19 protein-coding genes and 1 pseudogene are annotated in these 24,565 nt (G+C 61.6%); 16 read left to right on the forward strand and 4 right to left on the reverse strand.

All coding sequences use genetic code 11. The features are described from left to right. The 3 genes from K4O48_RS03965 to K4O48_RS03975 all read right to left on the reverse strand — a co-directional run bounded on the left by K4O48_RS03965 (position 1) and on the right by K4O48_RS03975 (position 6,731). On the reverse strand, positions 1-4,173 hold the full coding sequence (locus tag K4O48_RS03965; RefSeq protein WP_222910785.1) for a CheR family methyltransferase: 4,173 nt from the start codon (positions 4,171-4,173) through the stop codon (positions 1-3). A 159-nt stretch (positions 4,174-4,332) separates the two neighbouring features. Next, positions 4,333-5,709, reverse strand: coding sequence for an L-serine ammonia-lyase (locus K4O48_RS03970; protein ID WP_222910786.1), 1,377 nt, complete (start codon positions 5,707-5,709; stop codon positions 4,333-4,335). 83 nt (positions 5,710-5,792) lie between these two features. After that, positions 5,793-6,731, reverse strand: a complete 939-nt coding sequence (locus K4O48_RS03975) for an NAD(P)/FAD-dependent oxidoreductase (protein WP_222910787.1) — start codon at positions 6,729-6,731, stop codon at positions 5,793-5,795. A 385-nt stretch (positions 6,732-7,116) separates the two neighbouring features. On the opposite strand from K4O48_RS03975, the gene K4O48_RS03980 reads away from it, so the two are divergent. Then, positions 7,117-8,115, forward strand: coding sequence for a TRAP transporter substrate-binding protein (locus K4O48_RS03980; RefSeq protein WP_312846495.1), 999 nt, complete (start codon positions 7,117-7,119; stop codon positions 8,113-8,115). A gap of 5 nt (positions 8,116-8,120) precedes the next feature. Here the strand turns inward: K4O48_RS03980 and K4O48_RS03985 are convergent, their stop codons facing one another. After that, a complete protein-coding gene (locus tag K4O48_RS03985; RefSeq protein WP_222910788.1) occupies positions 8,121-8,522 on the reverse strand; it encodes a DUF488 domain-containing protein in 402 nt (133 codons plus the stop codon). A 183-nt stretch (positions 8,523-8,705) separates the two neighbouring features. On the opposite strand from K4O48_RS03985, the gene K4O48_RS03990 reads away from it, so the two are divergent. From K4O48_RS03990 to K4O48_RS04055, 15 genes and pseudogenes are all read left to right on the forward strand, one after another. Continuing rightward, positions 8,706-9,059, forward strand: coding sequence for a hypothetical protein (locus K4O48_RS03990; RefSeq protein ID WP_222910789.1), 354 nt, complete (start codon positions 8,706-8,708; stop codon positions 9,057-9,059). An 82-nt stretch (positions 9,060-9,141) separates the two neighbouring features. Further along, positions 9,142-9,582 (forward strand): CopD family copper resistance protein, encoded by a 441-nt coding sequence (locus K4O48_RS03995; protein ID WP_222910790.1) that lies wholly within the window; start codon positions 9,142-9,144, stop codon positions 9,580-9,582. A gap of 177 nt (positions 9,583-9,759) precedes the next feature. After that, the gene (locus tag K4O48_RS04000; RefSeq protein WP_222910791.1) at positions 9,760-11,013 is read left to right on the forward strand and encodes an acyl-CoA dehydrogenase family protein; all 1,254 of its coding nucleotides are present in this window, start codon (positions 9,760-9,762) and stop codon (positions 11,011-11,013) included. A 315-nt stretch (positions 11,014-11,328) separates the two neighbouring features. Continuing rightward, positions 11,329-13,506 (forward strand): transcriptional regulator NosR, encoded by a 2,178-nt coding sequence (gene nosR, locus K4O48_RS04005; RefSeq protein WP_222910792.1) that lies wholly within the window; start codon positions 11,329-11,331, stop codon positions 13,504-13,506. Positions 13,507-13,577: 71 nt separating this feature from the next. Then, complete coding sequence (gene nosZ, locus K4O48_RS04010) at positions 13,578-15,479, forward strand: TAT-dependent nitrous-oxide reductase (RefSeq protein WP_222910793.1); 1,902 nt, start codon at positions 13,578-13,580, stop codon at positions 15,477-15,479. A gap of 215 nt (positions 15,480-15,694) precedes the next feature. After that, positions 15,695-17,002, forward strand: a complete 1,308-nt coding sequence (locus K4O48_RS04015; protein ID WP_222910794.1) for a nitrous oxide reductase family maturation protein NosD — start codon at positions 15,695-15,697, stop codon at positions 17,000-17,002. Further along, entirely contained in the window at positions 16,999-17,925 is a 927-nt protein-coding gene (locus K4O48_RS04020; protein ID WP_222910795.1) for an ABC transporter ATP-binding protein, read from the forward strand. Before K4O48_RS04015 ends, K4O48_RS04020 begins: the two co-directional genes overlap by 4 nt. Then, positions 17,922-18,749, forward strand: coding sequence for an ABC transporter permease (locus K4O48_RS04025; protein ID WP_222910796.1), 828 nt, complete (start codon positions 17,922-17,924; stop codon positions 18,747-18,749). The genes K4O48_RS04020 and K4O48_RS04025 overlap by 4 nt, the downstream gene beginning before the upstream one ends. A 25-nt stretch (positions 18,750-18,774) precedes the next feature. After that, entirely contained in the window at positions 18,775-19,329 is a 555-nt protein-coding gene (locus K4O48_RS04030) for a nitrous oxide reductase accessory protein NosL (RefSeq protein ID WP_222910797.1), read from the forward strand. Positions 19,330-19,361: 32 nt separating this feature from the next. Further along, complete coding sequence (gene tatA, locus K4O48_RS04035) at positions 19,362-19,541, forward strand: twin-arginine translocase TatA/TatE family subunit (RefSeq protein ID WP_248497290.1); 180 nt, start codon at positions 19,362-19,364, stop codon at positions 19,539-19,541. A 405-nt stretch (positions 19,542-19,946) separates the two neighbouring features. Next, on the forward strand, positions 19,947-21,137 hold the full coding sequence (locus tag K4O48_RS04040; protein WP_222910799.1) for an NnrS family protein: 1,191 nt from the start codon (positions 19,947-19,949) through the stop codon (positions 21,135-21,137). Between the two features lie 114 nt (positions 21,138-21,251). Further along, entirely contained in the window at positions 21,252-21,995 is a 744-nt protein-coding gene (locus K4O48_RS04045) for an SDR family NAD(P)-dependent oxidoreductase (RefSeq protein ID WP_222910800.1), read from the forward strand. A 392-nt stretch (positions 21,996-22,387) separates the two neighbouring features. Continuing rightward, positions 22,388-22,651 (forward strand): annotated as a pseudogene (locus K4O48_RS20650) (methyl-accepting chemotaxis protein); the annotation flags it as partial. 72 nt (positions 22,652-22,723) lie between these two features. After that, positions 22,724-23,131, forward strand: coding sequence for a CZB domain-containing protein (locus K4O48_RS20655; RefSeq protein WP_409518936.1), 408 nt, complete (start codon positions 22,724-22,726; stop codon positions 23,129-23,131). Positions 23,132-23,423: 292 nt separating this feature from the next. Continuing rightward, entirely contained in the window at positions 23,424-24,563 is a 1,140-nt protein-coding gene (locus tag K4O48_RS04055) for an HPP family protein (RefSeq protein ID WP_222910802.1), read from the forward strand. Positions 24,564-24,565 lie beyond the last annotated feature (2 nt).

Genomic DNA, 24,565 nt, shown 5'->3' on the forward strand with positions numbered 1-24,565 from the left:
TCAGCGCGTGGCCTGCATCACCGCGTCGATCAGTGCCTGCAAGTCGATTGGCTTGCGCAAGTGCAGCGTGAAGCCCGCCGCCTTGGCTTTTTCCACGTCACGCAGCGTCCCGTAGCCCGTCAGAGCAATGCTCGGGGTCTCGGCATTGGTGGTGCCGCGGCGTATTTCACCCATCATTCTGTGACCATCGATCACCGGCATGCCGATGTCGGACACGATCACGTCGAAACGGGTCGTCTCGGCCTGCTCAATGCCTTGGGCGCCACCGTCGGCGGTGGTTACCGTCGCGCCTTCGCTTTCCAGCAACTCGCACATGGTGTCGAGAATGTCCGGCGAATCATCCACCAGCAGGATGCTGATACCGGCCAATCCACCCGCATCGTTGGCATGGGCGTTATCGCTGAGTTCCAACTCGGTCTGCAGGTGCATAGGCAACCAGACGCTGAATCGCGCGCCACGGCCGAGCCCTTCGGAAAAGGCTTCGATACGCCCACCGTGGGCTTCGACCAGTTGCTTGACCAGCGCCAGCCCGATACCCAGTCCGTGTTTCGAGCGCTGGGCATGCTGCATCTCAGCCTGCCCGAACATGTCGAAGACCTTCGGCAGGAAATCTGCCGAGATGCCTTCGCCCGTGTCGATAACATCCAATCGCGCCTGGTCGCCGTCGCGCTCCAGTTGCATGCAGATGCGCTCGCCGCCCTTGGTGAACTTCCAGGCGTTGTTCAACAGATTCCAGATGATCTGTTCCAGCCGCGTCGGGTCGGCGTGAACAAAGACCGCCTGATCCGGCTTGAAGGTTTCGAAACTGACCCCTTCGCCCTGAGCCAGCGGGCCGAATACCGCCTCGATGCCCTTGAGCAACTCCTGGTAGTGCAGCGTGACGAAGTTGAGCTTGAGCTTGCCGGTGCGGATGCGTGACACATCCATCAGGTCATCGATGATGCGCGATTGGCTGCGCACCGCGTTCTGGATCGCCAAGGTGGCCTTGCGCAGGTTCGGCGCGTTCTTCGCCGCCTGGGAGCGCCCTATCAGGTCGGTGTTGAGCTGGATGAGGTTGAGTGGGTGCTTGAGCTCGTGCGAGAGCACCGCGAAGAATTGATCCTTCTGCTCGTTCGCGGCTTGAATGGAGGCCAGCTCATTCTGCTGATCACTGCTGCGCAGCCGGTCTTCGGTCATGTCGCGGGCAATCTTGGCAAACCCTGTGACCTGGCCGTTGCCATCCACCAACGGGTTGACCAGCCCGCTGAAAAAGCACCGCGTGCCGTCCTTGCGAACGTGCCAGCGTTCGTCAGCGGCCTGGCCTTGCTCAAGGGCGCGCTGGCGTTCGGCATCGGGCACGCCAGCTTTTTGGTCTTCGGGGGTGTAGAGCATGTCGACCGATTGGCCGATCGCTTCCTGTTCCGTGTACCCGAAGATGAGCTGCGCGCCGTAATTCCAGGTGGTGATCATCCCGTCACAGCCGAGCGTGATGATGGCGTAACCCTTGGTGCTCTGCGCGAGCAGCCTCAGGTGCGCTTCGCCGGCACGCAAGCGTTCTTCAGCCCGGCGCCGGTCCGTGATGTCAATGAACGTCAGCACGGCGCCCTGGATGCGGTCATCGATCGTGCGGTAGGGCAGAAAGCGCGCCAGGTACCAGTGGTTGCTCGCTTGGTCTTTGACCTCACGCTCGACCAGGCGCAGCGCTTCGAACGCCTCGGCCGCGTCCTGGTGGAGTCGTGGGTAATCGAGGCGATGAGTAATGTCGAGCAGAGAACGCCCGGCATCGTTGCCGATCACGTTGAAGATGTCCTTTGCGCGAGGGGTGAACCATTTGATGCGCATCTTGCGGTCGACAAAGACCGTAGCGATGTCGGTCGATGAAATCAGGTTTTGCAGGTCGTCGTTGATCTTGCTGGTTTCGTCGACCTTGGCTTTCAGTTCGAAGTTGACCGTCGTCAGCTCTTCATTGATCGACTGCAGCTCTTCCTTGCTGGTCTCCAGCTCCTCGGTGGCCGAGCGCAGTTCTTCGTTGATCGCCTGCAGTTCCTCGTTCGACGCACGCAGCTCCTCGGTGGAGGTTTCCGAGTGCTCCATGGTGATCTGCAGCTGCTCTTTGGTCTGGTGTAGCTCCGCTTCAAGCTGGGTCAGTACGCTGTCTTTCGTGTCGTCGTCTTCGAGCGTCCGGTTGTCCATGCAGGCTTCGACTTCATCGAAGATCACCAGCATGTAGTCGCTGCCGGCCTCGTTATCGCGGAACGGCCGCACCACCATGTTCACGAAGAAGCTGCGCCCATCACGCTCCAGTTGCACGCGTCGAGCCTCGACGCTCTTAACGGTATGCGCGGCCTGGTACAGCGCGGTGCGTAACTCCAGCCGCAACTGGGGATGAACCAGTGCGGTGAGGTTCAGTGAAGGCTCGCCACCCACGTAACGCAGGAAATTTCCCGCACGGTCAGACATGTGCACGATGTCGGCGTCGTGATTGACGATGACGCTGGGCGGTGCGTACTGCTCCAGGGCGCGTTGATGCACGTCGGCGTAGGAGAATTTTTTGTTGCGTCTGGACGGCTCGTGAAAGGGCGGGCGGCTGGCGGGAGCGAGCGTAAACCCCTGATAAGGCCCGGCAGGCGCGCGACGCAGGGAAGACGACACCTCCTTGGCGCGGTAAATGCGGTTTTTCTTGTCCACCGGGGTGAACAGCTGGCTGCAGGCGTCGGCCGTTTCAGAACTGCCAAGGAACAGATAGCCGCCGGGATTGAGCGCGAAGTGAAACATGCGCAGCACTTCAATCTGAATGTCCCGGTCCAGGTAGATCATCAGGTTGCGGCAGGAAATCAGGTCGAGCCGGGAGAATGGCGGATCACGCAGGATGTTATGCCGCGCAAACAGGATTCGCTCGCGCAGCTCCTTCTGCATGCGGTAGTGGTTTTGTTCCTTGACGAAGTGCTGCCGAAGCCGGGACGGCGGAACGTCCGTCACGATGGCTTGCGGATAGACGCCAGCGCGAGCGGTTTCGAGCGCGCGGTCATCGATATCAGTGGCGAACAATTGCAGCTGTATTTCGCCTTTCGCATTGCTGACGTCGGCCTGGTCGGAGAGCAGCATGCCCAGCGAATAGGCTTCTTCACCGGTTGAGCAGGCCGCCGCCCAGACGCGCAAGGTTTTGTCGTCTGTGTTGAGCTTCTGCTCGAACAGCGAGGGGATGATGTCCCGCTCCAGTGCTTCGAACGCTTCGCGATCTCGGAAGAAGTTGGTCACACCGATCAGCATGTCGGCCAGCAGCGCCGGGGTTTCCTCGGGCTGGCTTTGCAAGAATTTCGCATAGCTGGGCATATCACGCAGCGCATTGACCTGCATGCGCCGCTCGATGCGGCGTAGCACTGTGGCTTGCTTGTAATGACGGAAGTCATGACCGGTGCGCGTACGCAGCGCGGCGAGAATTTCGCGTAAGGCAAGCTCGTTGGGTTTGGACTGGGTGTGAGCCTGGGCTTGTTCGATCGCGCCCTGGGCATCGCCGGCTTGTTCGGTATCACCGGCCGGCGCGATCGGGTCCTTGCGCTTCAGCAGCACTTGCAGGTTGTTAGACAGCTCCATCAGCTTCTGTGGCATCTCGACCGCGGGGAGCACAATGTCGACCATGCCGGTCTCGATGGCGCTGCGCGGCATCGAATCGTATTCGGCATCTTCCGGCGTCTGCGCCAGGGTGACACCACCCTGTTCCTTGATGCGGGACAGCCCGACCGAGCCGTCCGAGCCGCTGCCCGAGAGCACGATGCCGACCGCGTGACTGTGATGCACATCGGCCAAGGCGCGGAAGAACAGGTCAATGGCCACTTGCGCGCCGCGCTGCCGCTCGGGCTTCAGTAGGCGGAGGTAGCCGTCGTTCATTGACAGGTCCAGCGCCGGTGGGATCACGTAAATGTGATTCGCCTCGATGAGGACCGGCTCGGTTACCTGGCGAACCGGCATCCGAGTGACGTTCTGCAGAATCTTGTCGGCGGCGCTTTCATGCTTGGGCGAGAGGTGCATGATCACCACGAACGCCATGCCGCAATCGTTGGGCATGTGTTCAAACAATGTCAGTAGCGCTTTCAGCCCGCCCGCCGAGGCGCCAATCCCGACCACAGGAAACTGCAGCGTGCTGCGCGCGACAGGGAGGTTCTTGGGCATGGACGGCTCAGGGCTGGTACTCATAGATCCTCGGCGTAGATTGGGCGCTTTCCGGTAGCAAGGAGGAAGACAGCAAGACGGAGGCGGGAATTCACTGGTTCGCTGACGTGCTGCCGAATGGATGATAAGGGTTTGCAACGGTGATTGCTGCCTGCCCGACAGCGCGAGCCCGGTGTGGAGCGCTTAGCATTCGATGATGTTGACCGCCAGCCCGCCCCGGGCGGTTTCCTTGTATTTGCTTTTCATGTCGGCACCCGTCTGGCGCATGGTGCGGATGACCTTGTCCAGCGAGATGAAGTGACTGCCGTCTCCGCGGAGCGCCATTCGCGCGGCATTGATGGCCTTTACCGAGCCCATGGCGTTGCGCTCGATACACGGGACCTGCACCAGCCCGCCGACCGGGTCGCAGGTTAGCCCGAGGTTATGTTCCATGCCGATCTCCGCGGCGTTTTCAACCTGGCGCGGGGTGCCGCCTAACACCTCGCAGAGCGCGCCAGCCCCCATCGAGCAGGCGACACCGACCTCACCCTGACAGCCCACTTCGGCACCGGAGATAGAGGCGTTTTCCTTGTACAGAATTCCGATGGCGGCGGCGGTGAGCAGGAAGCGCACGATACCGTCCTCGTTCGCGCCTCGGATGAAGCGCACGTAGTAATGCAGGAGCGCGGGGATGATGCCCGCGGCGCCATTGGTTGGCGCCGTCACCACCCGCCCGCCGGCAGCGTTTTCCTCGTTGACGGCCAAGGCGTAGAGGTTGACCCAGTCCAGTACATTCAGCGCGTCGCTCAGGTTGGCTTCGGGGTGCTCGCTGAGTTGCCGGTACAGGCCGGCGGCGCGGCGCTGGACCTTCAGGCCGCCGGGCATCGTGCCTTCGGTTCGGCAGCCGGCTTTGACGCAGTCCTGCATCACTTGCCAGATTCGCAGCAAGCCGGCGCGGGTCTCGGCCTCCGGCCGCCAGGCCGCTTCGTTGGCCAGCATCAGCTGGCTGATGGACAAGCTGTGCTCACTGCACAGCGCCAGCAACTCAGCCGCGCTATGGAAGGGATAGGGCAGCGGCGTGCGGTCCTCGACGATGCGATCGCTGCCCGCCGTCTGCTCATCGACCACGAACCCGCCACCGACCGAGTAATACTCGCGACTGCGCAGCTGCAGTCCCGCGGCGTCGAAGGCACGAAAGACCATACCATTGGGGTGGAAGGCGAGCGGCTTGCGGATGAATTGCAGGTCATTGCTGAGATCGAACCGAATGGTCTTCTCGCCCAGCAGACGCAACTCGTGGGATTCGCGCATCGCTGCGAGCCGCTGAGAAATGCCCGCCGTATCCACGGTTTCGGGCAGATCACCTTCAAGCCCGAGCAGCACGGCCTTGTCGCTACCGTGGCCTTTTCCTGTGGCGCCGAGCGAGCCATACAGCTCGACCCTGACCCGCTCGCAGGCGGTCAGCTGGCCGTCACGTCTGAGGCCTTCGGCAAAGCGCAACGCCGCGCGCATCGGCCCGACGGTGTGCGAACTGGACGGTCCGATACCGATCTTGAACAGGTCGAAGACGCTGAGGGACATGCGGTGCTCCAGACTGACTTAGGGCCCTGTTAATCCTAGACCGCCTCGCGCATGCCGCGGTGTAAATGTCCGTGCGGCAGCGGTTAGCGGGTCGCCGCCGAACCACCCCAGGGATTGGACTCCAGGCTGTTGTGCACGGCGGTGGCGGCCTGTGCGGCCTGGCCGATCGCAACGCTAATCTGCTTCAGGCCCAGGGTGACATCGCCAATTGCATAGATTCCACGCACTGAAGTCTGCAGGCGATCATCGACTTCTATGCCGCCGCACTCATCGCAGCCCGCCCCGAGTTGAAGCGCCAATTCGGAGCGAAAGCGGGCACCAAGGCTGGGATAGATGATGTCGAACAGATGCGTGTCACCGCTACAGGTCACCAGTTCGATGCCGGACGCGCAGGGTTGCAGCGCTTCGACACGGTCGCTGATCAGTCGAATATCGTAGTGCTCGGCCAGCGCAATGGCCTGATCGCAGGCATCCTGCTCGCCATGGACCACCACGGTGACGCGGTCGCTGAAGGTGCGCAGAAACACGGCATGGCTGATGGCGTTTTCCGCTTCGCCATAGACGGCGACGTTGTCGCCGTCGACCTCGTAACCGTCGCAGATGGCGCACAGCCGCACCTTGCCCTCGGCGATGGCCTGCTCTACCTCGGGCATGTCGGGCAAGGTGTCTTCGATGCCGGTCGCGAGGATGATCCGTCGGGTGACACAGAGCTGATCGCCATAGCGCACGCTGAAGCCGTCGGCATGCGGTTCGATGTGCTCAACCCGGCCCTGTTCGAGCCTGGCGCCATAACCGCTGGCCTGGTCGCGCAGGCGGGCGAGAAGCTCGTTGCCGTTGATCCCCGGCGGGAAGCCCGGGTAGTTATGCGAGCGGGGTATCCATGAGGCGCGGCTGGAGCCGGCGTCTACCACCAGGCAGCTGCGGCGGAAGCGGGCGAGATAAAGTGCTGCCGTCAGCCCGCCGGGACCGCCGCCGACAATCAGGCAGTCAATCAGGGTGGGTGGCGGCGGGCTTGGACTCATGGCGTGCCATCGTGTGTGGGTGTTGTGTGTGGGTGTTGTGTGTGGGTACTGCCAGTAGAAACGGCTCGCGTTGATAAAGTTCTATCGGCCTGACCAATGCAATGTGCAGTTTTGAGAGGTGGTTGGACCTTCTCGCGCTTGTGTCAGGTGCCACTATGACGAAGACTTCTCACCCTCATGCAGGGCCGCTCTAGCATCGGTGTTGCACGACTTCTCATACCTATAAAAGCCAGCCGTCGGCGCTCAGTCGCCGTGAGAGTGGGCTATCCAACTTCGACAAGGGATCCGTCGTGCAGCCGCGCGAGCCGAGCCCTATCGCAATCAATAAACCACTCGAACGGTGCTCACGAGGCGCCGGAGTCGAGCTTTTCCCGTTGGGGGTCAGATGTTCAAGTCTTGTGTTGCTGCGCTGGTCGCAGCCCTGTGTTGGTTGAGTGCCCCGGCCATGGCGGCAGAAGGGGAACCCTTCGTCATCAAGTTCGCCCACGTGGTAGCGGATGACACGCCCAAGGGCAAAGGCGCACTGCTGTTCCAGAAGCTGGTGCACGAGCGCCTCGCGGGGAAGGTCAAGGTCGAGGTCTACCCGAACTCGACACTGGTCGGCGATGCCGACGAGATGCAGGCGCTGCTGAACAATGAGGTGCAGATCCTGGCCCCGTCGCTGTCCAAGTTCGGCAAGTACACCAAGAAGTTGCAGGTGTTCGACCTGCCATTCCTGTTTGATGACCAGGCGGCGGTCCAGCGCTTTCAGAAGCGTGAGACGAGCCGTGACTTGCTGCGATCCATGGCCGATTCCGGCATCTATGGCCTGGCTTACTGGAATAACGGTCTGAAGCAGCTTTCCGCCACACAGGCGTTGCGCTTGCCAGAAGATGCCGGCGGGCTGGCGTTCCGTATTCAGCCCTCCGCCGTGCTCGAGGCGCAGTTCAATGCGGTGGGTGCGAAGCCGGTCGTGCTGCCTTTCGCCGATGTGTACAAGTCGCTGAAGGCGGGCGTCGTCCAAGGTGCAGAAAACCCCTGGTCAAACATCATCAGCCAACAGATGCACACCGTTCAGCCGTTCATCACGGAGAGCAACCACGGTGTCCTTAACTACATGCTGGTGACCAACTCGAAGTTTTGGATGAGCATGCCATTCGCAGTGCGCTCTGAGCTCGAAGGTATCGTTCTTGAGGTGACCAATGCGGTCAACCGTGAGGCGGCTGCGCTGAACCAGCGTGATCGCGACCGGATCCTCGCGAGCGGTAGCAGCAAGCTGATCGCGCTCACGCCTGAGCAGCGTCAAGCCTGGCGCGAAAAGATGATGCCGGTGTGGCAGTCCTACGAGGCTGAGATCGGTGCCGATGTGATTCGCGCAGCGTTGACGGTCAACCGCAAGCATTAAACCCTTCACGACATCCGCTCGCCGGCGTAGCACGTCGGCGAGCTTGGCGCGCCACGCCGCTCCAGTTCTTCTTCCAGCCATTCGGCCAAGACCCGCGCATTGTTCTGTTGCTCGTCGCGAGCGCTGTAAACCAGCGTAAGTGGGCCGTTGGCGGCGATGTCCAGCAGCCGCCACCAGTGCTCAGGATGGCCGGCCAGCTCCTTGCGATACGCCTCGCGAAACCTGTCGAACGACAACTCGCCACCTTTGAAAGCCCGGCGCAAAGGGCTCGATGGCGCCAAATCCTGCATCCAGCTATCCAGGCGCAAAACATCCTTGGACAGATTTCGTGGCCAGAGGCGGTCCACCAGGACGCGATAGCCATCTCCGGCTGTGCTGGGTTCGTAGGCACGTTTGCAAACGATCATTCAACAGCTCCTGAAACCTACAGCGGAAGGGTATAAATAACTTGCGTGAAGGTAATATTTACCTATTCGGGCAGGGTTGAATATACCTTTAATGGATTAACCTACTGAAATATATGAGCTTTAAAAGCGGCACGCTTCATGACTGTATTCAGGGCATACACAACATGCCTGAAGGAGCATCACATGAAGAATCTAGTCGCTTTGGTAACTGGCGCAATCCTACTCACCAGCACCCTGGCGAACGCCGACGAGGTCGTTAAGGCGCGCGAGGATCGCGTCGTGGGTGGTGGGTTCGGCGGGCTCAGCGGCTTTATGTTGGGCGCCGCTGCAGGCGGCCCTATCGGCGCGTTGGTCGGTGGCGGGCTCGGTTATTTCGCCGGGCAAGGCGTTCAGAAGGCGGCAGGCCTCGAGCAGACGCTGTACGTGATCGAGGCCGAGGACGGCAGCCAATCCCGGGTGCGGACGTCGGATAACGGTTTCGTGGCCGGGCAAGAGATCGAGCGTGACGGCAGCAACCTGACCGCACTCAACCGGTGAAGAGCTGGCCGCGGCGTTGGCTATTCAGCGCTAACCAGCGGCTCTGCTAGGCTGGCCGCCGTCCACAACCGAAGGAGCCGTGATGAGTTATTCCCTGTTGCATGTCACCCACTTGCTGGCGGCGATCTTCTTTATCGGTACGCTGTTCGTCGAGGTACTGGTGCTCAGTCGCGTGCGTGAGCAGATCGAGCCGGCGCAGATGCAGAAGGTCGACAAGGCGGTCGGCGCTCGCCTGCGAGTGGTGCTCCATTGGGTGGTGGTGTTTGTCTACGGGGCTGGTATCGGCCTGGCCTGGTATCACCGCCAGGCATTGGCGGACCCTTTCTCCAGTAGCTTCGCGACCCTGCTATCGCTGAAGATCCTGCTGGCGGTCGGGGTGTTCTTTACCTTCGGTATGGTCGCGATGCTGTTACGCAGTGGCCGCATGACACCGACTCGTTATCGGCGCATCCATTGGGCGATCTTCATCCAGATGATCGGCATCGTGGTGCTGGCGAAGGGCATGTTCTACCTGCACTGGTAACACGGATCAGCGACGCGCTAGTGCATTGGCGGGTGGCGGACGATGATATCGGTCAAGTTCGGTGCGCTATAAACGGGGGTGATTGGCAGCAGATCAGCTGCGTTAGGCTCGTTTGTTTTCTGCCAATCGAGGCCTATGGTGAGGGCATCCAGACCTGCCAGATCACCGAGGTGTCCGATGCATTTCGCCTATAGCCCACGTGTCGAGGCGTTGCGCCAGCAACTGCTTGCCTTTATGGATCAGTACATCGTGCCGCGCATCGGCGCGTGGCATGCCGAAGTGGCCGCGGGCGCGTATCCGGTTTCGTTCATGGACGATCTGAAAGCGCTGGCGCGCTCCGAAGGGCTGTGGAATCTGTTCCTGCCGTCCCTTGGTGACGACGAGCCGGGCATGGGCCTGAGCAATCTGGAATACGCGCCGCTGGCCGAAATCATGGGGCGTGTGCATTGGGCCTCCGAGGTGTTCAACTGCAATGCGCCGGACACGGGCAACATGGAGCTGCTGCACCTGTTCGCGACCCCGGAGCAGCGCCAGCGCTGGCTGATGCCACTGCTTGAGGGTGAAATCCGTTCGGCCTTTGCGATGACCGAGCCGGACGTGCCTTCCTCGGACGCGACCAATATCCAGACCTTGATTCGTCGCGACGGCGACGATTACGTGATTAACGGTCGGAAATGGTTCATCACCAATGCCTCGCACCCCAATTGCAAGCTGCTGATCGTCATGGGCAAGACCGACCCGGATGCCGAAACGCACCATCAGCAGAGCATGATTTTGGTTCCGTTCGACACGCCGGGCGTGGAGCAGGTGCGCAATATCCCGGTGATGAATCACCTGGCCCCGGAAGGCCATAGCGAGCTGTTGCTGCGCAACGTCCGAGTGCCGGCGAGCAGTTTGCTGGGTAAGGAGGGCGACGGTTTCATGATGGCCCAGGCGCGGCTCGGGCCGGGCCGTATCCACCACTGCATGCGGTCCATTGGCATGGCCGAGCTGGCGCTGGAACTGATGGTCGAGCGCTGCCAGGAGCGCAAGGCGTTCGGCAAGTATCTTCAGCAGTACTCGAATATCGGCGACTGGATAGCCGAGTCGCGTATCGAAATCGAGCAGGCGAGGCTGCTGGTGCTGAAAACCGCCTGGATGATCGACGAAGTGGGTGCCAAGGCAGCACGCAAGGAGATCTCGATGATCAAGGCGCTCGTGCCGCGCATGCAGACAACCGTGGTGGATCGGGCTATGCAGGTCTACGGTGCCATGGGCCTGACGCCCGATACGCCACTGGCTGATATGTGGACCGGTGGCCGGGCGTTGCGCTTCGCCGACGGTCCCGACCAGGTGCATTTGCGCAGCATCGCCCGTATGGAAATCAAGGCCAGCGAAGCGAATCGCGGCGCGACAGCGGCCTATCTCACCCCACCGGGTCGGCGTCTGTAAGCTAGCCTGGCGCGCCGCGCGGGTGGGGTGCGTGGCGCCTGCCGGCAAACGAGCATGACGCGCGCTAGCCTGCCAGCTACGCTCCGGTTGTTCGACGGACGGCTTGGCCTGTCCAGGCTCCTCGGCCTATCCTTACCGGCAAAACCCGCATTAATCCGTCAGGAGTTCGTTTCTTATCAGCACCCCACGCACCGCAGCATTGACATGGCTCAATGCGATCATCGTTACCCGGTCAAGCTTGATGTACGTCAAGGAGAGCACCGGGCCCGCTCCCTACCATCACCTCACGTTTCATACACCCGAAGTAGGTAGGCCATGACTTCCCTTTTCTCTTTCGCAGCTCGCGCCAAAGGCGCATGGAGGTTGGGCTTCGCCCTGCTGCTGTTGATGTTCAGCACCTTCACGTTGCAAGCAAAGGAATACGAGGCCGAGCAACAGCGCATCGACCAGTTCTTCCCGAAAGTCACGCAGATCTCCGAGCCGGAAGGCGAGTACAAGGTCCGTACGCTCATGGATGGCGTGGGCACGGTCTACGGTTATGCCTATCAGAGCATGGACGTCGTGGACGTCCCGGCGTATTCAGGCAAGCCGATCAACATGCAGGTACTCCTGGGGCCTGACGGCACCATCATCGATGCCTATGTGCTGGAGCATCACGAGCCCATCCTGCTGATCGGTATACCGGAGCAGAAGCTGCACGACTTCACCGCCAAATACGCCGGCATCAAGGCTGATCAGCGGGTCGTTGTCGGTCGTTCCAAAGACCCGAAGGCCGTGACCGTGGATGCGGTGACAGGCGCTACCGTGACCGTCATGGTGGTCAATGAGATTGTCATGCGTTCTGCTCATGAGGTGGCGTCCTCTCTCGGGCTGGTCAAGAGCAACCTCGACGCCCGGCAGAAGCCCGCCGTCGTGCTGGAAGACGCTTATCAGCCTGCCAGCTGGTCCGAGCTGACGGGTAATGGCGCAATCCGCCGGCTGCATCTGACCAACGGCGACATCAACGAAGGCTTCAAGGGCACCGAGGCCGAGGGGATTGACGAAGCGCCTGCGGACGAAGTCGACGAGACCTTCATTGACTTGTATGCGGCCCATCTGAACCCGCCCACCATCGGTCGCAATCTGCTGGGCGACAACCAGTTCCGTTTCTTGATGGACGAACTCAAGCCGGGCGAGCACGCCATCGCCGTCATGGGCAGTGGCGAGTATTCGTTCAAGGGCTCGGGCTATGTGCGGGGCGGCATCTTCGATCGGGTGCAGTTGCGACAGTTCGGCAATGTCATCAGCTTTCGCGACATGGATTTCCAGCGGCTGGACGATGTGTACGCCGAGGGTATGCCTGACTTCAACGAGATGGCGGTGTTCATCGTCCGCGAGCACGTGGAGTTCGACCCCGGTTCACCCTGGACGCTGGAACTGCTGGTGCGCCGCCAGACCGGTCCGGTCAGCGGCATGTTCATCAGCTTCGAATTACCCTATCAGGTGCCCGAGGAGTACATCGAGCGGCCTCAGCCTACCGAGGAAGAGCTGGCAGCCATCGAGGAAGCCAACCGGCCGATGTGGGTCAACATCTGGTACCAGCAGAGCTTCCAGATCGGCGTGATCATTGCCGCCCTGGTCTTGCTGACGGTAATTCTCTTCCTGCAGGACAAGTTCACTCAGCATCCGACCTTCCTGAAGAGACTGCGGCACGGCTACCTGATCTTCACCGTTGTGTTCATCGGCTGGTACGCCCTGGGGCAGCTGTCGGTGGTCAACGTGCTGACCTTTGTCCATGCCCTGGTTCAGGACTTCCGCTGGGAACTGTTCCTGACCGATCCGGTGATCTTCATCCTCTGGACCTTTACCGCCGCCAGCATCCTGCTCTGGGGTCGCGGTGTGTTCTGCGGCTGGCTGTGTCCCTTCGGCGCGCTGCAGGAACTGATCAACGAGGCTGCACGCAAGCTGAAGATTCCTCAATACGACGTGCCCTTCGCCGTCCACGAGCGGCTCTGGGCCATCAAGTACATCGTCCTGCTGGTGCTGTTCGGCATCTCGCTGGAATCTATGTCAGTCGCTGAGCAGGCTGCCGAAATCGAGCCGTTCAAGACAGCAATTACCCTCAAGTTCGATCGTCAGTGGTGGTTCGTGGTGTACGCGGTGGCGTTGCTCGTGATCAACATCTTTACCCGCAAGGTCTACTGCCGCTACGTCTGCCCCCTGGGCGCGGGACTGGCGATCACAGGCCGCTTCCGTCTGTTCGACTGGCTCAAGCGGCGCAAGGAGTGCGGCAATCCCTGCCAGGTCTGCGCCAACGAATGTGAAGTGCAGGCCATCCACCCGGATGGGCATATCAACCACAACGAATGCCATTACTGCCTCGATTGCCAGATGACGTACCACAACGACAACAAGTGCCCGCCACTGATCGTGAAGAACAAGCGCGCCAAACGCGGCAAAAAAGCCCCGGCCGGCCCAGCGCTGATCCCTGTAGTTCAAGTAGTAGAACCCTGAGCGTCTCGTCGGTACGAGCCGCTTGATATTGATCGTCTGACCTGTCTGTATGCGATAAGGAGCTAAGCCCCATGAGTGACAAGACCAAGAACACCCCCGAGACCCTGGAAAAGACCGGCCTTAGTCGCCGCGGCTTCCTGGGAGCCAGTGCCCTGACCGGCGCCGCTGTGGCCGCTACTGCGTTAGGCGGTGCGGTGATGAGTCGCGAAACCTGGGCCGCCGCGGTCAAAGATGCGCAGCAGAAGATCCACGTAGCGCCGGGCGAACTGGACGACTACTACGGTTTCTGGAGCGGCGGCCACCAAGGCGAAGTCCGCGTGGTCGGCGTACCTTCGATGCGCGAGCTGATGCGCATCCCGGTATTCAACATTGATTCCGCGACAGGCTGGGGCCTGACCAACGAAAGCAAGCACATCATGGGGGAGAGCGCCAAGTTCCTGAACGGCGACTGTCACCACCCGCACATCTCGATGACTGACGGCAAATACGACGGCAAGTACCTGTTCATCAACGACAAGGCCAACAGCCGCGTTGCGCGTATCCGCCTCGACATCATGAAGTGCGACAAGATGATCACCGTGCCGAACGTTCAGGCGATTCACGGCCTGCGTCTGCAGAAGGTGCCGCACACCAAGTACGTGTTCGCCAACGCCGAGTTCGTGATCCCGCACCCGAACGACGGCAGCTCGTTCGATCTGCAGGCCGAGAACAGCTACACCATGTTCAACGTCATCGATGCCGAGAAGATGGAAATGGCCTTCCAGGTCATCGTCGACGGCAACCTCGACAACACCGATGCCGACTACACCGGAAAATACGCCGCCTCCACCTGCTACAACTCGGAGAAGGCCTACGACCTGGGCGGCATGATGCGCAACGAGCGCGACTGGGTGGTGGTCTACAACATCCCGCGTATCGAAGCCGCGATCAAGGCAGGCAAGTTCACCACGCTGGGCGACTCCAAGGTGCCCGTGGTCGATGGCCGTGCCGGCTCAGAACTGACTCGCTACATCCCCGTGCCGAAGAACCCGCACGGCTGCAACACCTCGTCTGACGGCAAGTACTTCATCGCCGCCGGCAAGCTGTCACCCACCGTCACCATGATCGAAATCGCCAAGCTCGATGATCTGTTCGACGACAAGCTGAGCGATCCACGCGACGTGGTTGCCGCTGAACCTGAGCTGGGTCTTGGCCCGCTGCACACCACCTTCGACGGTCGTGGCAACGCCTACACCACGCTGTTCATCGACAGCCAGGTGGTGAAGTGGAACATGGCCGATGCGGTGCGCGCCTACAACGGTGAGAAGGTCAACTACATCAAGCAGAAGCTCGATGTGCAGTACCAGCCAGGCCACATCCATGCCTCGCTGACCGAAACCAGCGAAGCTGACGGGCAGTGGCTGGTGGCGCTGTGCAAATTCTCCAAGGACCGCTTCCTGCCGACCGGCCCGCTGCACCCGGAGAATGACCAGCTGATCGATATTTCCGGCGAAGAAATGAAGCTGGTGCATGACGGCCCGACGTACGCCGAACCGCACGACTGCATCCTGGCCCGTCGCGACCAGATCAAGACGAAGAAGATCTGGGACCGTAACGATCCATTCTTCGCGCCGACCGTTGAGATGGCGAAGAAGGACGGCGTCAACCTCGACACCGATAACAAGGTTATCCGCGACGGCAAGAAGGTGCGGGTGTACATGACGTCCATGGCGCCGACCTATGGCATGACCGAGTTCACGGTCAAGCAGGGCGACGAAGTCACCGTGGTGATCACCAACATCGACCAGATCGAGGACGTTTCGCACGGTTTCGTCATGACCAACCACGGCGCGAGCATGGAAATCAGCCCGCAGCAGACCTCTTCCATCACGTTTACAGCCGATAAGCCCGGTCTGCATTGGTACTACTGCAGCTGGTTCTGCCACGCGCTGCACATGGAAATGGTCGGCCGTATGCTGGTCGAGCCGGCATAACGCGAGCCCGGTGGGCGGGGCGCCTGGCGTCCCGTCCACTGCTCACGATGCCGAGCGTATAGCGGCACGTTCAGCCTATAACAGGACGCGCGGCGTCCTGTTTGCTGAAAGCGACCTGTACGGGATGAAGGAGCGACACGATCAACGCGAACCAAGGGGGGGCCGCAAGGGCTCGCCGTCAGCAACTTGCCTGGACGCTGAAGAGGAACAACGCTGTGCTCAGATCTCAGGCGATACCAACGCTTCAACCGCTGGCAGCGCTGCTGCTGGCATTATTCTGCGGCGTGGCACAGGCGGCACCGCAACCCATCAGCTCGTTGCCGCTCGAGGCGCAAGGGCAAAACCGCTGGCGCCTGCCAGCGGGTGAGTACACCGGCCGGTTCATCATCGATCAGCCCATGGAACTGCATTGCGAGCCCGGGGCTGTACTGCAGGCAGGAGGCGAGGGCAACGGCCTGCTGATCGAGGCATCCGATGTCACAGTGGACGGCTGCACGCTGCTTGATTGGGGTCGCGACCTCACCGATATGAATGCCGCGATCTTTATCCAGCCGAAGGCGCAGCGTGTCGTCATTCGCAACAATCAGCTGCGCGGGCCGGGCTTCGGTATCTGGGTCGATGGCTCTAAAGATGTCAGCCTGCTGGGCAACGTCATCGAAGGCGACGCGAACCTACGCTCACAGGATCGCGGCAACGGCATCCATCTGTATGCCGTGAGCGGTGCGAGGATCGTCGACAACCAGGTGCGCAACACCCGCGACGGGATCTATATCGATACGTCCAACGGCAATCACCTCGAAGGCAACGTGCTGGAGGATCTGCGCTACGGCGTGCACTACATGTTCGCCAACGACAACAGCGTGATCGGTAATGTCACGCGGCGCACCCGTACCGGTTATGCGCTGATGCAAAGCCGCAAGCTGGAGGTCATCGGGAACCGCTCCGAGCAGGATGAAAACTACGGCATCCTGATGAACTACATCACCTACTCGACCATTCGGGACAACGTCGTCAGCGACGTGCGCAGCGGGTCGACCGGGGACAGCATGATCTCAGGCGCAGAGGGCAAGGCGCTATTTATCTACAACTCCCTGTTCAACACCATCGAGAACAACCGTTTCGAGAAAAGCGCGCTGGGCATCCACCTCACCGCCGGCTCGGAAAACAACCGCATCGCGGGTAACGCCTTCATTGGCAATCAGCAGCAGGTCAAGTACGTTGCCAGCCGCACCCAGGAGTGGTCGCAAGAAGGGCGCGGCAACTACTGGAGCGACTACCTGGGGTGGGACCGCAATGACGATGGCCTGGGCGATGTGGCCTACGAGCCGAACGATAACGTCGACCGCCTGCTGTGGCTGTATCCCCAGGTGCGGCTGCTGATGAATAGCCCCAGCATCGAAGTGCTTCGCTGGGTGCAGCGTGCCTTTCCAGTGGTCAAGTTCCCCGGCGTACAGGACAGCTACCCACTGATGAAGCCGCCATCCGAACTATTGATGAGCAAGACGCAGGAGCCAACGCCATGAGCGCAGTAGACATCCAGGGCGTGAACCAGCGTTACGGCAGCATGACGGTGCTGCACGATTTGAACCTCACCCTTGGTGAAGGTGAAGTGCTGGGCCTGTTCGGCCATAACGGTGCCGGCAAGACCACCAGCATGAAGTTGATTCTCGGCCTGCTCGCACCCAGCGATGGTTCGGTACGAGTGCTCGGCCGGGCGCCAAACGATCCCGAGGTACGCCGGCAGCTGGGTTACCTGCCGGAGAACGTGACCTTCTACCCGCAGCTGACCGGCCGCGAAACGCTTCGGCATTTTGCCCGCCTGAAAAGCGCGCCGATGGCCCAAGTCGATGAGCTGTTGGGCCAGGTTGGTCTGGAGCACGCGGCCGATCGGCGGGTCAAAACCTACTCCAAAGGCATGCGCCAGCGTCTTGGGCTGGCCCAGGCGCTGCTCGGTGAGCCGCGGTTGTTGCTGCTCGACGAGCCCACCGTGGGCCTCGATCCGATTGCCACCGGTGACCTCTATCAGCTGATCGATCGGCTGCGCCAGCGCGGCACCAGTGTGATCCTCTGCTCGCACGTGCTGCCGGGCGTCGAGGCGCATATCAACCGCGCGGCGATTCTTGCAAAAGGGCGGCTGCAGGCAATTGGCAGCCTGGCGCAACTGCGCGTCGAAGCAGAGCTGCCGGTGCGCATCCGTGCCAGCGGCATCGGCGACAGCGCCGGCTGGCTTCAACGTTGGGGGGCGGCCGGTCACTCGGCCCGCGCATTGGGCGAACACAGCGTCGAGGTGTCGGCCATCAATGGCCACAAGCTGCCGCTGCTGCGCGAACTGCTCGGGGAGAGCGAACCCGAGGACATCGAGATCCATCAGCCTTCGCTGGAAGACCTGTATCGCTACTACATGGAACGCGCGGGTGACGTCCGTGCAGCGGAGGGCACGCTATGAACCAAATCTGGAACATTGCCCGCAAGGAACTCAGCGACGGCTTGCGTAACCGCTGGTTGCTCGCCATCAGCCTGCTGTTTGCGGTCCTCGCAGTGGGCATCGCCTGGTTGGGCGCGGCAGCGTCCGGCCAACTCGGGTTCACCTCCATCCCGGCGACCATCGCCAGCCTGGCGAGTCTCGCGACCTTCCTCATGCCGCTGATTGCCTTGCTGCTCGCCTACGACGCGATCGTCGGTGAGGACGAGAGCGGCACGCTGATGCTCTTGCTGACCTATCCGTTGGGACGCGGGCAAATCCTGTTAGGCAAGTTCGTCGGCCACGGGCTGATCCTGGCGCTGGCAGTGCTGATCGGCTTCGGCTGCGCCATGCTGGCTATCGCTGTGCTGGTCGAGGATATCGAACTGGGGCTGCTGATCTGGGCGTTTGGCCGCTTCATGATTTCGTCGACCTTGCTGGGTTGGGTGTTCCTGGCGCTGGCCTACGTGCTGAGCAGCAAGGTCAATGAGAAGTCCAGCGCCGCCGGACTGGCGCTGGGTGTCTGGTTTCTCTTCGTGCTGGTGTTCGACCTGGTCCTGCTGGCGTTGCTGGTGCTCAGTGAAGGCAAGTTCAGCCCCGAGTTGTTGCCTTGGCTGTTGCTGCTCAACCCTGCCGACATCTATCGCCTGATCAATCTGTCCGGCTTCGAAGGCGGCAACGCCATGGGCGTTCTGTCGTTGGGTAGCGAGTTGCCCGTCCATGCCGCGGTGCTCTGGCTGTGCCTGGTGCTCTGGGTCGGCGCGTCGCTGTTGTTGGCCTATGGCGTGTTCCGCCGGCGCCTGGCATGACCTCCACAACAAGGAAACTGTAACGATGAATGCGCTATACACCAGAGCCTCACACGTCCTGATCGGTGCCGTGCTGCTGCTTGGTCTGGCCGGCTGCAACGAGGCCGAACAGAGTGAACAACGACTCGATCCCGTTGCGTTCCATGCCGAGGATGAATGCCACGTCTGCGGCATGGTGATCAGCGATTTCCCAGGGCCAAAAGGCCAGGCGGTGGAAAAGGGCGGGGTCAGGAAATTCTGTTCTACCGCCGAAATGCTGGGCTGGTGGCTGCAGCCGGAGAATCGCATGATGGATGCCAAGCTCTACGTTCACGACATGGGCCGCAGCACCTGGGAGCAACCCAATGATGAATACCTGATCGATGCCACAAGCGCCTACTACGTCGCGGGCACCTCGCTCAAAGGTGCGATGGGCGCGGTGCTGGCGACCTTCGCTGACGAAGCCGCCGCCAACGCGCTGGCCGAGGAGCACGGCGGACGCGTGCTGCGCTTCGATGACATCGATCAGTCAGTGCTTCAACAATCGTCCGGCGTGCATCACGGTACGTCTGACCCTCAACACGCCCACGCCGGTCACTAGACCGCAAACCACTCCATGAGGTAACTGAAATGATGGGTATCAGTATCTGGCAACTCCTGATCGTTCTGCTGATCGTGGTCATGCTCTTCGGCACCAAGCGCCTACGTGGCCTGGGTTCCGACCTGGGTGGCGCAATCAGCGGTTTCCGCAAGTCGATGAGCGACGGTGAAACGGCGACGTCCGGCGACGCGGTCAAGCAAGACCTTAAATAGCGCCGCGCCGTTAACCGCAAATCTGACACTGGATGCTTGTCATCCTGCAGCGCCTTGGGCCGGGGCAATCACAGTGTTGCGACGGCCGCTCTCCCACGTGCGGGGGGTTCTGAGTAATCGCTCCGGCGCGCAACGCGCGGAGCGCCCTCAGCCGGCAGGAGCATCCATAACGGCTGTGGGTCCGACGCGCTGCCACCCCTGATCCGCTGTGTCTGAGACACGGCGGCATCACCCAGCCAATCGTCGACACCGCAGCCTCTCGAAAAAAAGATGATTGCAATCAAGTCTGTTCAAGCCTCCTAACCTGTAGAAAGTAACCCTGGCTCCGTGATTCGGAGCGAACACTGTTCTGGCCGGCCAGGCCTTCATCCGGTCGTCAGACACGAAGACATTCAGGAGGCACCTGTGCAAGTCATCGATCGGCGAAAAGCCCTGAGTATCCCACCCGTTTGGAGGCTCGCCTTTCGCCCGTTTTTTCTCGCTGGCAGCCTCTTCGCGATGCTTGCGATTCCGCTGTGGATTGCCGCGTGGACGGGCTTGTGGCCGGGCTTCCAACCCACCGGTGGGTGGTTGGCCTGGCACCGGCACGAAATGTTGTTCGGCTTCGCCATGGCCATCGTCGCCGGCTTTCTGCTGACCGCCGGGCAGACCTGGACGGGCCAACCTGGTGTGTCCGGCAACCGCCTGATGGTGCTCGCAGGCGTCTGGCTGCTGGCGCGGCTGGGCTGGCTGTTCGGTATGCCGGTGGCCGTGCTGATCCCGCTGGACCTGCTGTTCCTGCTCGGCGTGACCGGGCTGATGGCGCGCATGCTCTGGGTCGTCAAGCAGAAGCGCAACTACCCGATCATCGCCGTCCTCAGTTTGATGATCGGTGCCGATGTGCTGGTGCTGTGCGGTGTCGCACTAGGCGACGATGGCTTGCAGCGTCAAGGCGTGCTCGCCGGGCTGTGGCTGGTGGCGGCGTTGATGGCGATCATCGGCGGCCGGGTGATCCCGTTCTTCACGCAGCGCGGCCTCGGTCGCACCGAGGCGGTGAAGCCCTGGGTCTGGCTGGACGTCGGTTTGCTGGTCGGCACCGGCTTGATTGCTGTGCTCTACGCCGCAGGCGTTGCGCTGCAGCAGAACCTGATGATCGGCGTGTTGTTTCTCGCAATCGCGGCGGGTCATCTGCTCCGGCTGGTGCGCTGGTATGACAAGGGCATCTGGCAGGTACCGCTGCTCTGGTCGCTGCATCTCGCAATGCTCTGGCTGGTCGTGGCGGCAGCGGGTCTGGCGCTGTGGAATTTCGGTCTGCTGAACAGCTCGAGCCCGGCATTGCATGCGCTTTCGGTGGGCTCCATGAGCGGTTTGATACTGGCGATGATTGCCCGCGTCACCCTGGGTCACACTGGTCGGCCTCTTGAACTGCCCTCAGGCATCGTCGGCGCCTTCGTGCTGTTCAACCTCGGGGCGGCGTCGCGGGTGTTCATGTCGGATCAGTGGCCGGTGATGGGCCTATGGTTGGCCGCGATCTGCTGGGCATTGGCCTTCGCACTGTACGCCTGGCGCTACGCCCCGATGCTGGTGGCCGCGCGGGTCGACGGTCACCCTGGTTAGCGGTCGCACCGCTACGTTTCAAGCATTCCTGTTTCACCCTACTGAAAAAAAGCTGCCTGCCCATTCCGGGACGGGCAGCGTGCGGCTCGGCGGACGCCGGCATCGGAGATGATGATGAAGAGTGAATTCAAGGACCGCCTCGCAGCTGTCACTGGAGCCAGTTCCGGAATTGGGCTCGCGCTGTGCGCGGCGTTGTTGCAGCGTGGCGCGCGGGTCCTGGCCATGTCTCGCAGCGTCGGCGGGCTGGGGCAGCTGATGGAAACCTATCCTGAGCAATTGCACTGGCTCGCGGGCGACGTGACCTCATCGGATGATTTGCAGGCACTGGCGCGTCGTGCGGCGCAACTGGGTCCGGTGGACTATCTGGTGCCAAACGCAGGTATTGCCGAACTGGGTGACAGCCTCGATATGACCTGTTTCGATCGCCAGTGGGCCGTCAACGGGGCCGGGGCGTTGAATACGCTGGCAGCGCTACGCGGTGAGCTCGCGAAGCAGGCGTCAGTGGTCTTTGTCGGCACATTCCTGGCACGCGGCACCTTTCCAGGCCTGGCCGCCTACATCGCCACCAAGGCTGCGCTGATTGCCCAGGCGCGAACCCTGGCGGTGGAGTTCGCGCCGCTGGACGTGCGCATCAACGTCGTCTCGCCAGGCCCGACCGCTACTGCAATCTGGGGCACCCTGGGGCTGCCGGACGAACAGTTCGAGCACGTCGCCGAAGGGGTCACAAAGCGTCTGCTCCCGGGCCATTTCCTCGAAGCGGCGGCGGTTGCCAATGTCATTCTGTTCCAGTTGTCCCAGGGCGCACGCGGCGTCTATGGCCAGGACTGGGTTGTCGACAATGGCTACACCATCAATTGATACCGAGGCCGACGATGCTGTTCAAATGGAAGCGAACCGCCCTTGACCTTCAGCAGCAGCGCGATTGCTTGCAGCAGCGCTGCGATGAGCAAGCGGCGCAGATCACGGCGCTGGAAGAGCAGCTGGCAACGGCCAGGGCCGTGAGCGCCAATAGCCACCGCCAACTGGACTACTATCGCGGCGTTGCAGGCAATCTGGTTCGCTTCAGTGCCTCGGTCGCGCATCTTGGCGATTCGTTCGAATACCTCACCGGCCAGCTAGGCGAAAACCGTGTGCGTGCAGAGCAGGTTGCCGATGCGGCGCTGGGTAATCAGCAGCACTTCGGCGAGTTGCAAAGCAAGGCGATCGAGATGGAAAGCGGGCTGAATCAGGCGTCGCACAAGGTCGACACCCTGGCAGCGCATTCGCAGGAAATTAACGGCATCGTCGATCTGATCAGCGGGATTGCCAGCCAGACCAATCTACTCGCGCTGAACGCTGCCATCGAGGCGGCGCGCGCCGGTGAGGCCGGCCGCGGGTTCGCCGTGGTGGCGGGAGAAATCCGCACGCTCGCGGAAAAGACTGCCCTGGCGACCGCTGACATCGTGCGCAAAATCGGAGAAGTCCAGGCCGAGATCACCAATGTGCACGATTACATCCAGCTGCAGGGTGGCCTGGCGCAGGGGTTCAGCAACACTACCGAGCTGGCGGTCGCCGCCATGCAGCACCTCCATCAGTTGGCCGGCACAATGCGCCAAGGCATCGAGCGTTCGTCATTCCGCGCCGGCATCGAACTGGCCAACCTGGATGAGCTGTCGTTGAAGTTCGTCGTGTATAACCAGGTACTCAGCGACAACGACCAGGGCGCGTCGGCGTTGCCCAGCGAGCGCGACTGCCGTTTTGGTCGTTGGTACTACGCGGAGAGTACGCGTGGCATGCGGCACCTGGATCAATTCCAGCGGATCGAGCGCCCGCACACCGCTGTGCATCAGCAAGGGCAACAGGCCCTCGATGCGTTCCGCCGGCGTGCGTTGGAAGAGACGTTGGCGCACTTAGGCAAAATGGAAGAAGCCAACCTCGATGTGATGCGCATCGTGGCAGCGTTGATTCGAGAGCACGAAGACGCCGGCCACGCCAGGAAGGCCCAAGCCTCCTGATACCCCTCAAGAGCAGGCGCTGCTCAGATCGGTGTTAACGCTACAGCCAAACCGATTACCGCCTAATGGCCATCCGGCTCCCACGGCGCAACTCGGTGCCAACAAAAATACTGCCGTTAAGATTCATTACTATTCATTGGCGACGCGGGTGTGACGCACCGACAATGTGCGGCGCAACCTAGCCGGTGCGCTAATCAGCGCCCTGGCGCCTCTCACATAGGCTGACGTGACGCCCCTGGCTGGACGGGCGCGCGGCACGCTATCGAACCCGCTCCGACACAAGCAAGGAACCATGCAAGAACGCCTTTTCGACTGGTGCCGATCCTTTGTGCCTGCGCCGTTGACGGCGCGCCCCGCGGAATGGCTGCGCGCCGCGATAGGTATTGGGCTGGCGCTTATCCTGGTCATCCCCTTGAGCGCCTGGGTCTTCGGCGTCTCGATTACCTTGCCCCTGGCCGCGCCTGCGGCCGCGTCGGCTGTGCTGTTATTCGTCGCATCGTCGAGCCCCTTCGCCCAGCCCTGGTCGGTGATCGCGGGTAATTTGCTGGCGACTGCAATCGGTGTCGCACTGGGTGCCAGTGGTCTACCCGTTGCTACCGCGGCTGGCCTGGCTGGCGCGCTGGCAATCGTTTGCCTGTTTGCTTCGCGTTGCCTGCATCCGCCGGGGGCGGCGTTGGCGCTGGTGGCGGTGGTTGGCAGCCCGGAGCTGCATGCGTACGGCTTTCAGCTGCTGTACCCGGTGGCATTCAACTCGCTGCTCCTGGTGGCCATTGCACTGATCTACAACAACCTTAGCGGCCATGCCTACCCAAAGCCTCGCCCGCAGAAGGGCAACCTCCACCACACGCAGGACCCATTGCCCAGCGAGCGAATGAGTTTTAGCGAGGACGATGTCGAGCGTGCCCTGGCGGACTTCGGCGAGTATGTGGACGTGACGCGCGATGATCTTGCGCAGTTGATCAAACAGACTGAGAAGCACGCGCTGCGCCGAAGCATGGGCGAGGTGACAGCGGGAGACATCATGTCCCGCGACCTCTACTGGGGCACGCCAGATTGCACGATTCAACGCGCCTGGCAGAGCCTGCGCGAGCATCGCCTGCATTCCCTGCCGGTGTTGCAGCCCGAGAGCCATCAACTGGTGGGGATCGTGACCCTGGTCGACCTGCTCAAGCATTTCCGCCCGGCTTCGGCACGTATCAACTTCGGGCAGCTCAAGTTTCTGCGTGGGGTCCATTTGCGCGCCATCATGAGTACCCCAGTGGTGTCCGTGACCGAAGACACCCACATGGTTGACCTGGTGTTCATGCTCTCCGACCGTGGGTTGCACTGCTTGCCGGTCGTCGACGAGGAGCAGCGCCTGGTGGGCATGATCACGCAGACCGATTTGATCGCCGCGCTCTATCGGAACTGGCTTAAGCACTTGCCGGATTGAGC

The sequence above is a fragment of the Pseudomonas sp. DNDY-54 genome (assembly GCF_019880365.1).
GTDB classification, from domain to species: domain Bacteria; phylum Pseudomonadota; class Gammaproteobacteria; order Pseudomonadales; family Pseudomonadaceae; genus Stutzerimonas; species Stutzerimonas stutzeri_P.

Excerpts from the sequence above, each read along its gene's own strand:
- K4O48_RS03995 (WP_222910790.1), top strand. The coding sequence starts at position 9,142 with ATGAGTTATTCCCTGTTGCATGTCACCCACTTGCTGGCGGCGATCTTC.
- K4O48_RS03975 (WP_222910787.1), bottom strand. The coding sequence starts at position 6,731 with ATGAGTCCAAGCCCGCCGCCACCCACCCTGATTGACTGCCTGATTGTC.
- K4O48_RS20655 (WP_409518936.1), top strand. The coding sequence starts at position 22,724 with ATGCGCCAAGGCATCGAGCGTTCGTCATTCCGCGCCGGCATCGAACTG.
- nosR (WP_222910792.1), top strand. The coding sequence starts at position 11,329 with ATGACTTCCCTTTTCTCTTTCGCAGCTCGCGCCAAAGGCGCATGGAGG.
- K4O48_RS04020 (WP_222910795.1), top strand. The coding sequence starts at position 16,999 with ATGAGCGCAGTAGACATCCAGGGCGTGAACCAGCGTTACGGCAGCATG.
- nosZ (WP_222910793.1), top strand. The coding sequence starts at position 13,578 with ATGAGTGACAAGACCAAGAACACCCCCGAGACCCTGGAAAAGACCGGC.
- K4O48_RS03970 (WP_222910786.1), bottom strand. The coding sequence starts at position 5,709 with ATGTCCCTCAGCGTCTTCGACCTGTTCAAGATCGGTATCGGACCGTCC.
- K4O48_RS04055 (WP_222910802.1), top strand. The coding sequence starts at position 23,424 with ATGCAAGAACGCCTTTTCGACTGGTGCCGATCCTTTGTGCCTGCGCCG.
- K4O48_RS03980 (WP_312846495.1), top strand. The coding sequence starts at position 7,117 with ATGTTCAAGTCTTGTGTTGCTGCGCTGGTCGCAGCCCTGTGTTGGTTG.
- K4O48_RS03965 (WP_222910785.1), bottom strand. The coding sequence starts at position 4,173 with ATGAGTACCAGCCCTGAGCCGTCCATGCCCAAGAACCTCCCTGTCGCG.
- K4O48_RS03985 (WP_222910788.1), bottom strand. The coding sequence starts at position 8,522 with ATGATCGTTTGCAAACGTGCCTACGAACCCAGCACAGCCGGAGATGGC.
- K4O48_RS03990 (WP_222910789.1), top strand. The coding sequence starts at position 8,706 with ATGAAGAATCTAGTCGCTTTGGTAACTGGCGCAATCCTACTCACCAGC.
- K4O48_RS04000 (WP_222910791.1), top strand. The coding sequence starts at position 9,760 with ATGCATTTCGCCTATAGCCCACGTGTCGAGGCGTTGCGCCAGCAACTG.
- K4O48_RS04045 (WP_222910800.1), top strand. The coding sequence starts at position 21,252 with ATGAAGAGTGAATTCAAGGACCGCCTCGCAGCTGTCACTGGAGCCAGT.
- tatA (WP_248497290.1), top strand. The coding sequence starts at position 19,362 with ATGGGTATCAGTATCTGGCAACTCCTGATCGTTCTGCTGATCGTGGTC.
- K4O48_RS04025 (WP_222910796.1), top strand. The coding sequence starts at position 17,922 with ATGAACCAAATCTGGAACATTGCCCGCAAGGAACTCAGCGACGGCTTG.
- K4O48_RS04030 (WP_222910797.1), top strand. The coding sequence starts at position 18,775 with ATGAATGCGCTATACACCAGAGCCTCACACGTCCTGATCGGTGCCGTG.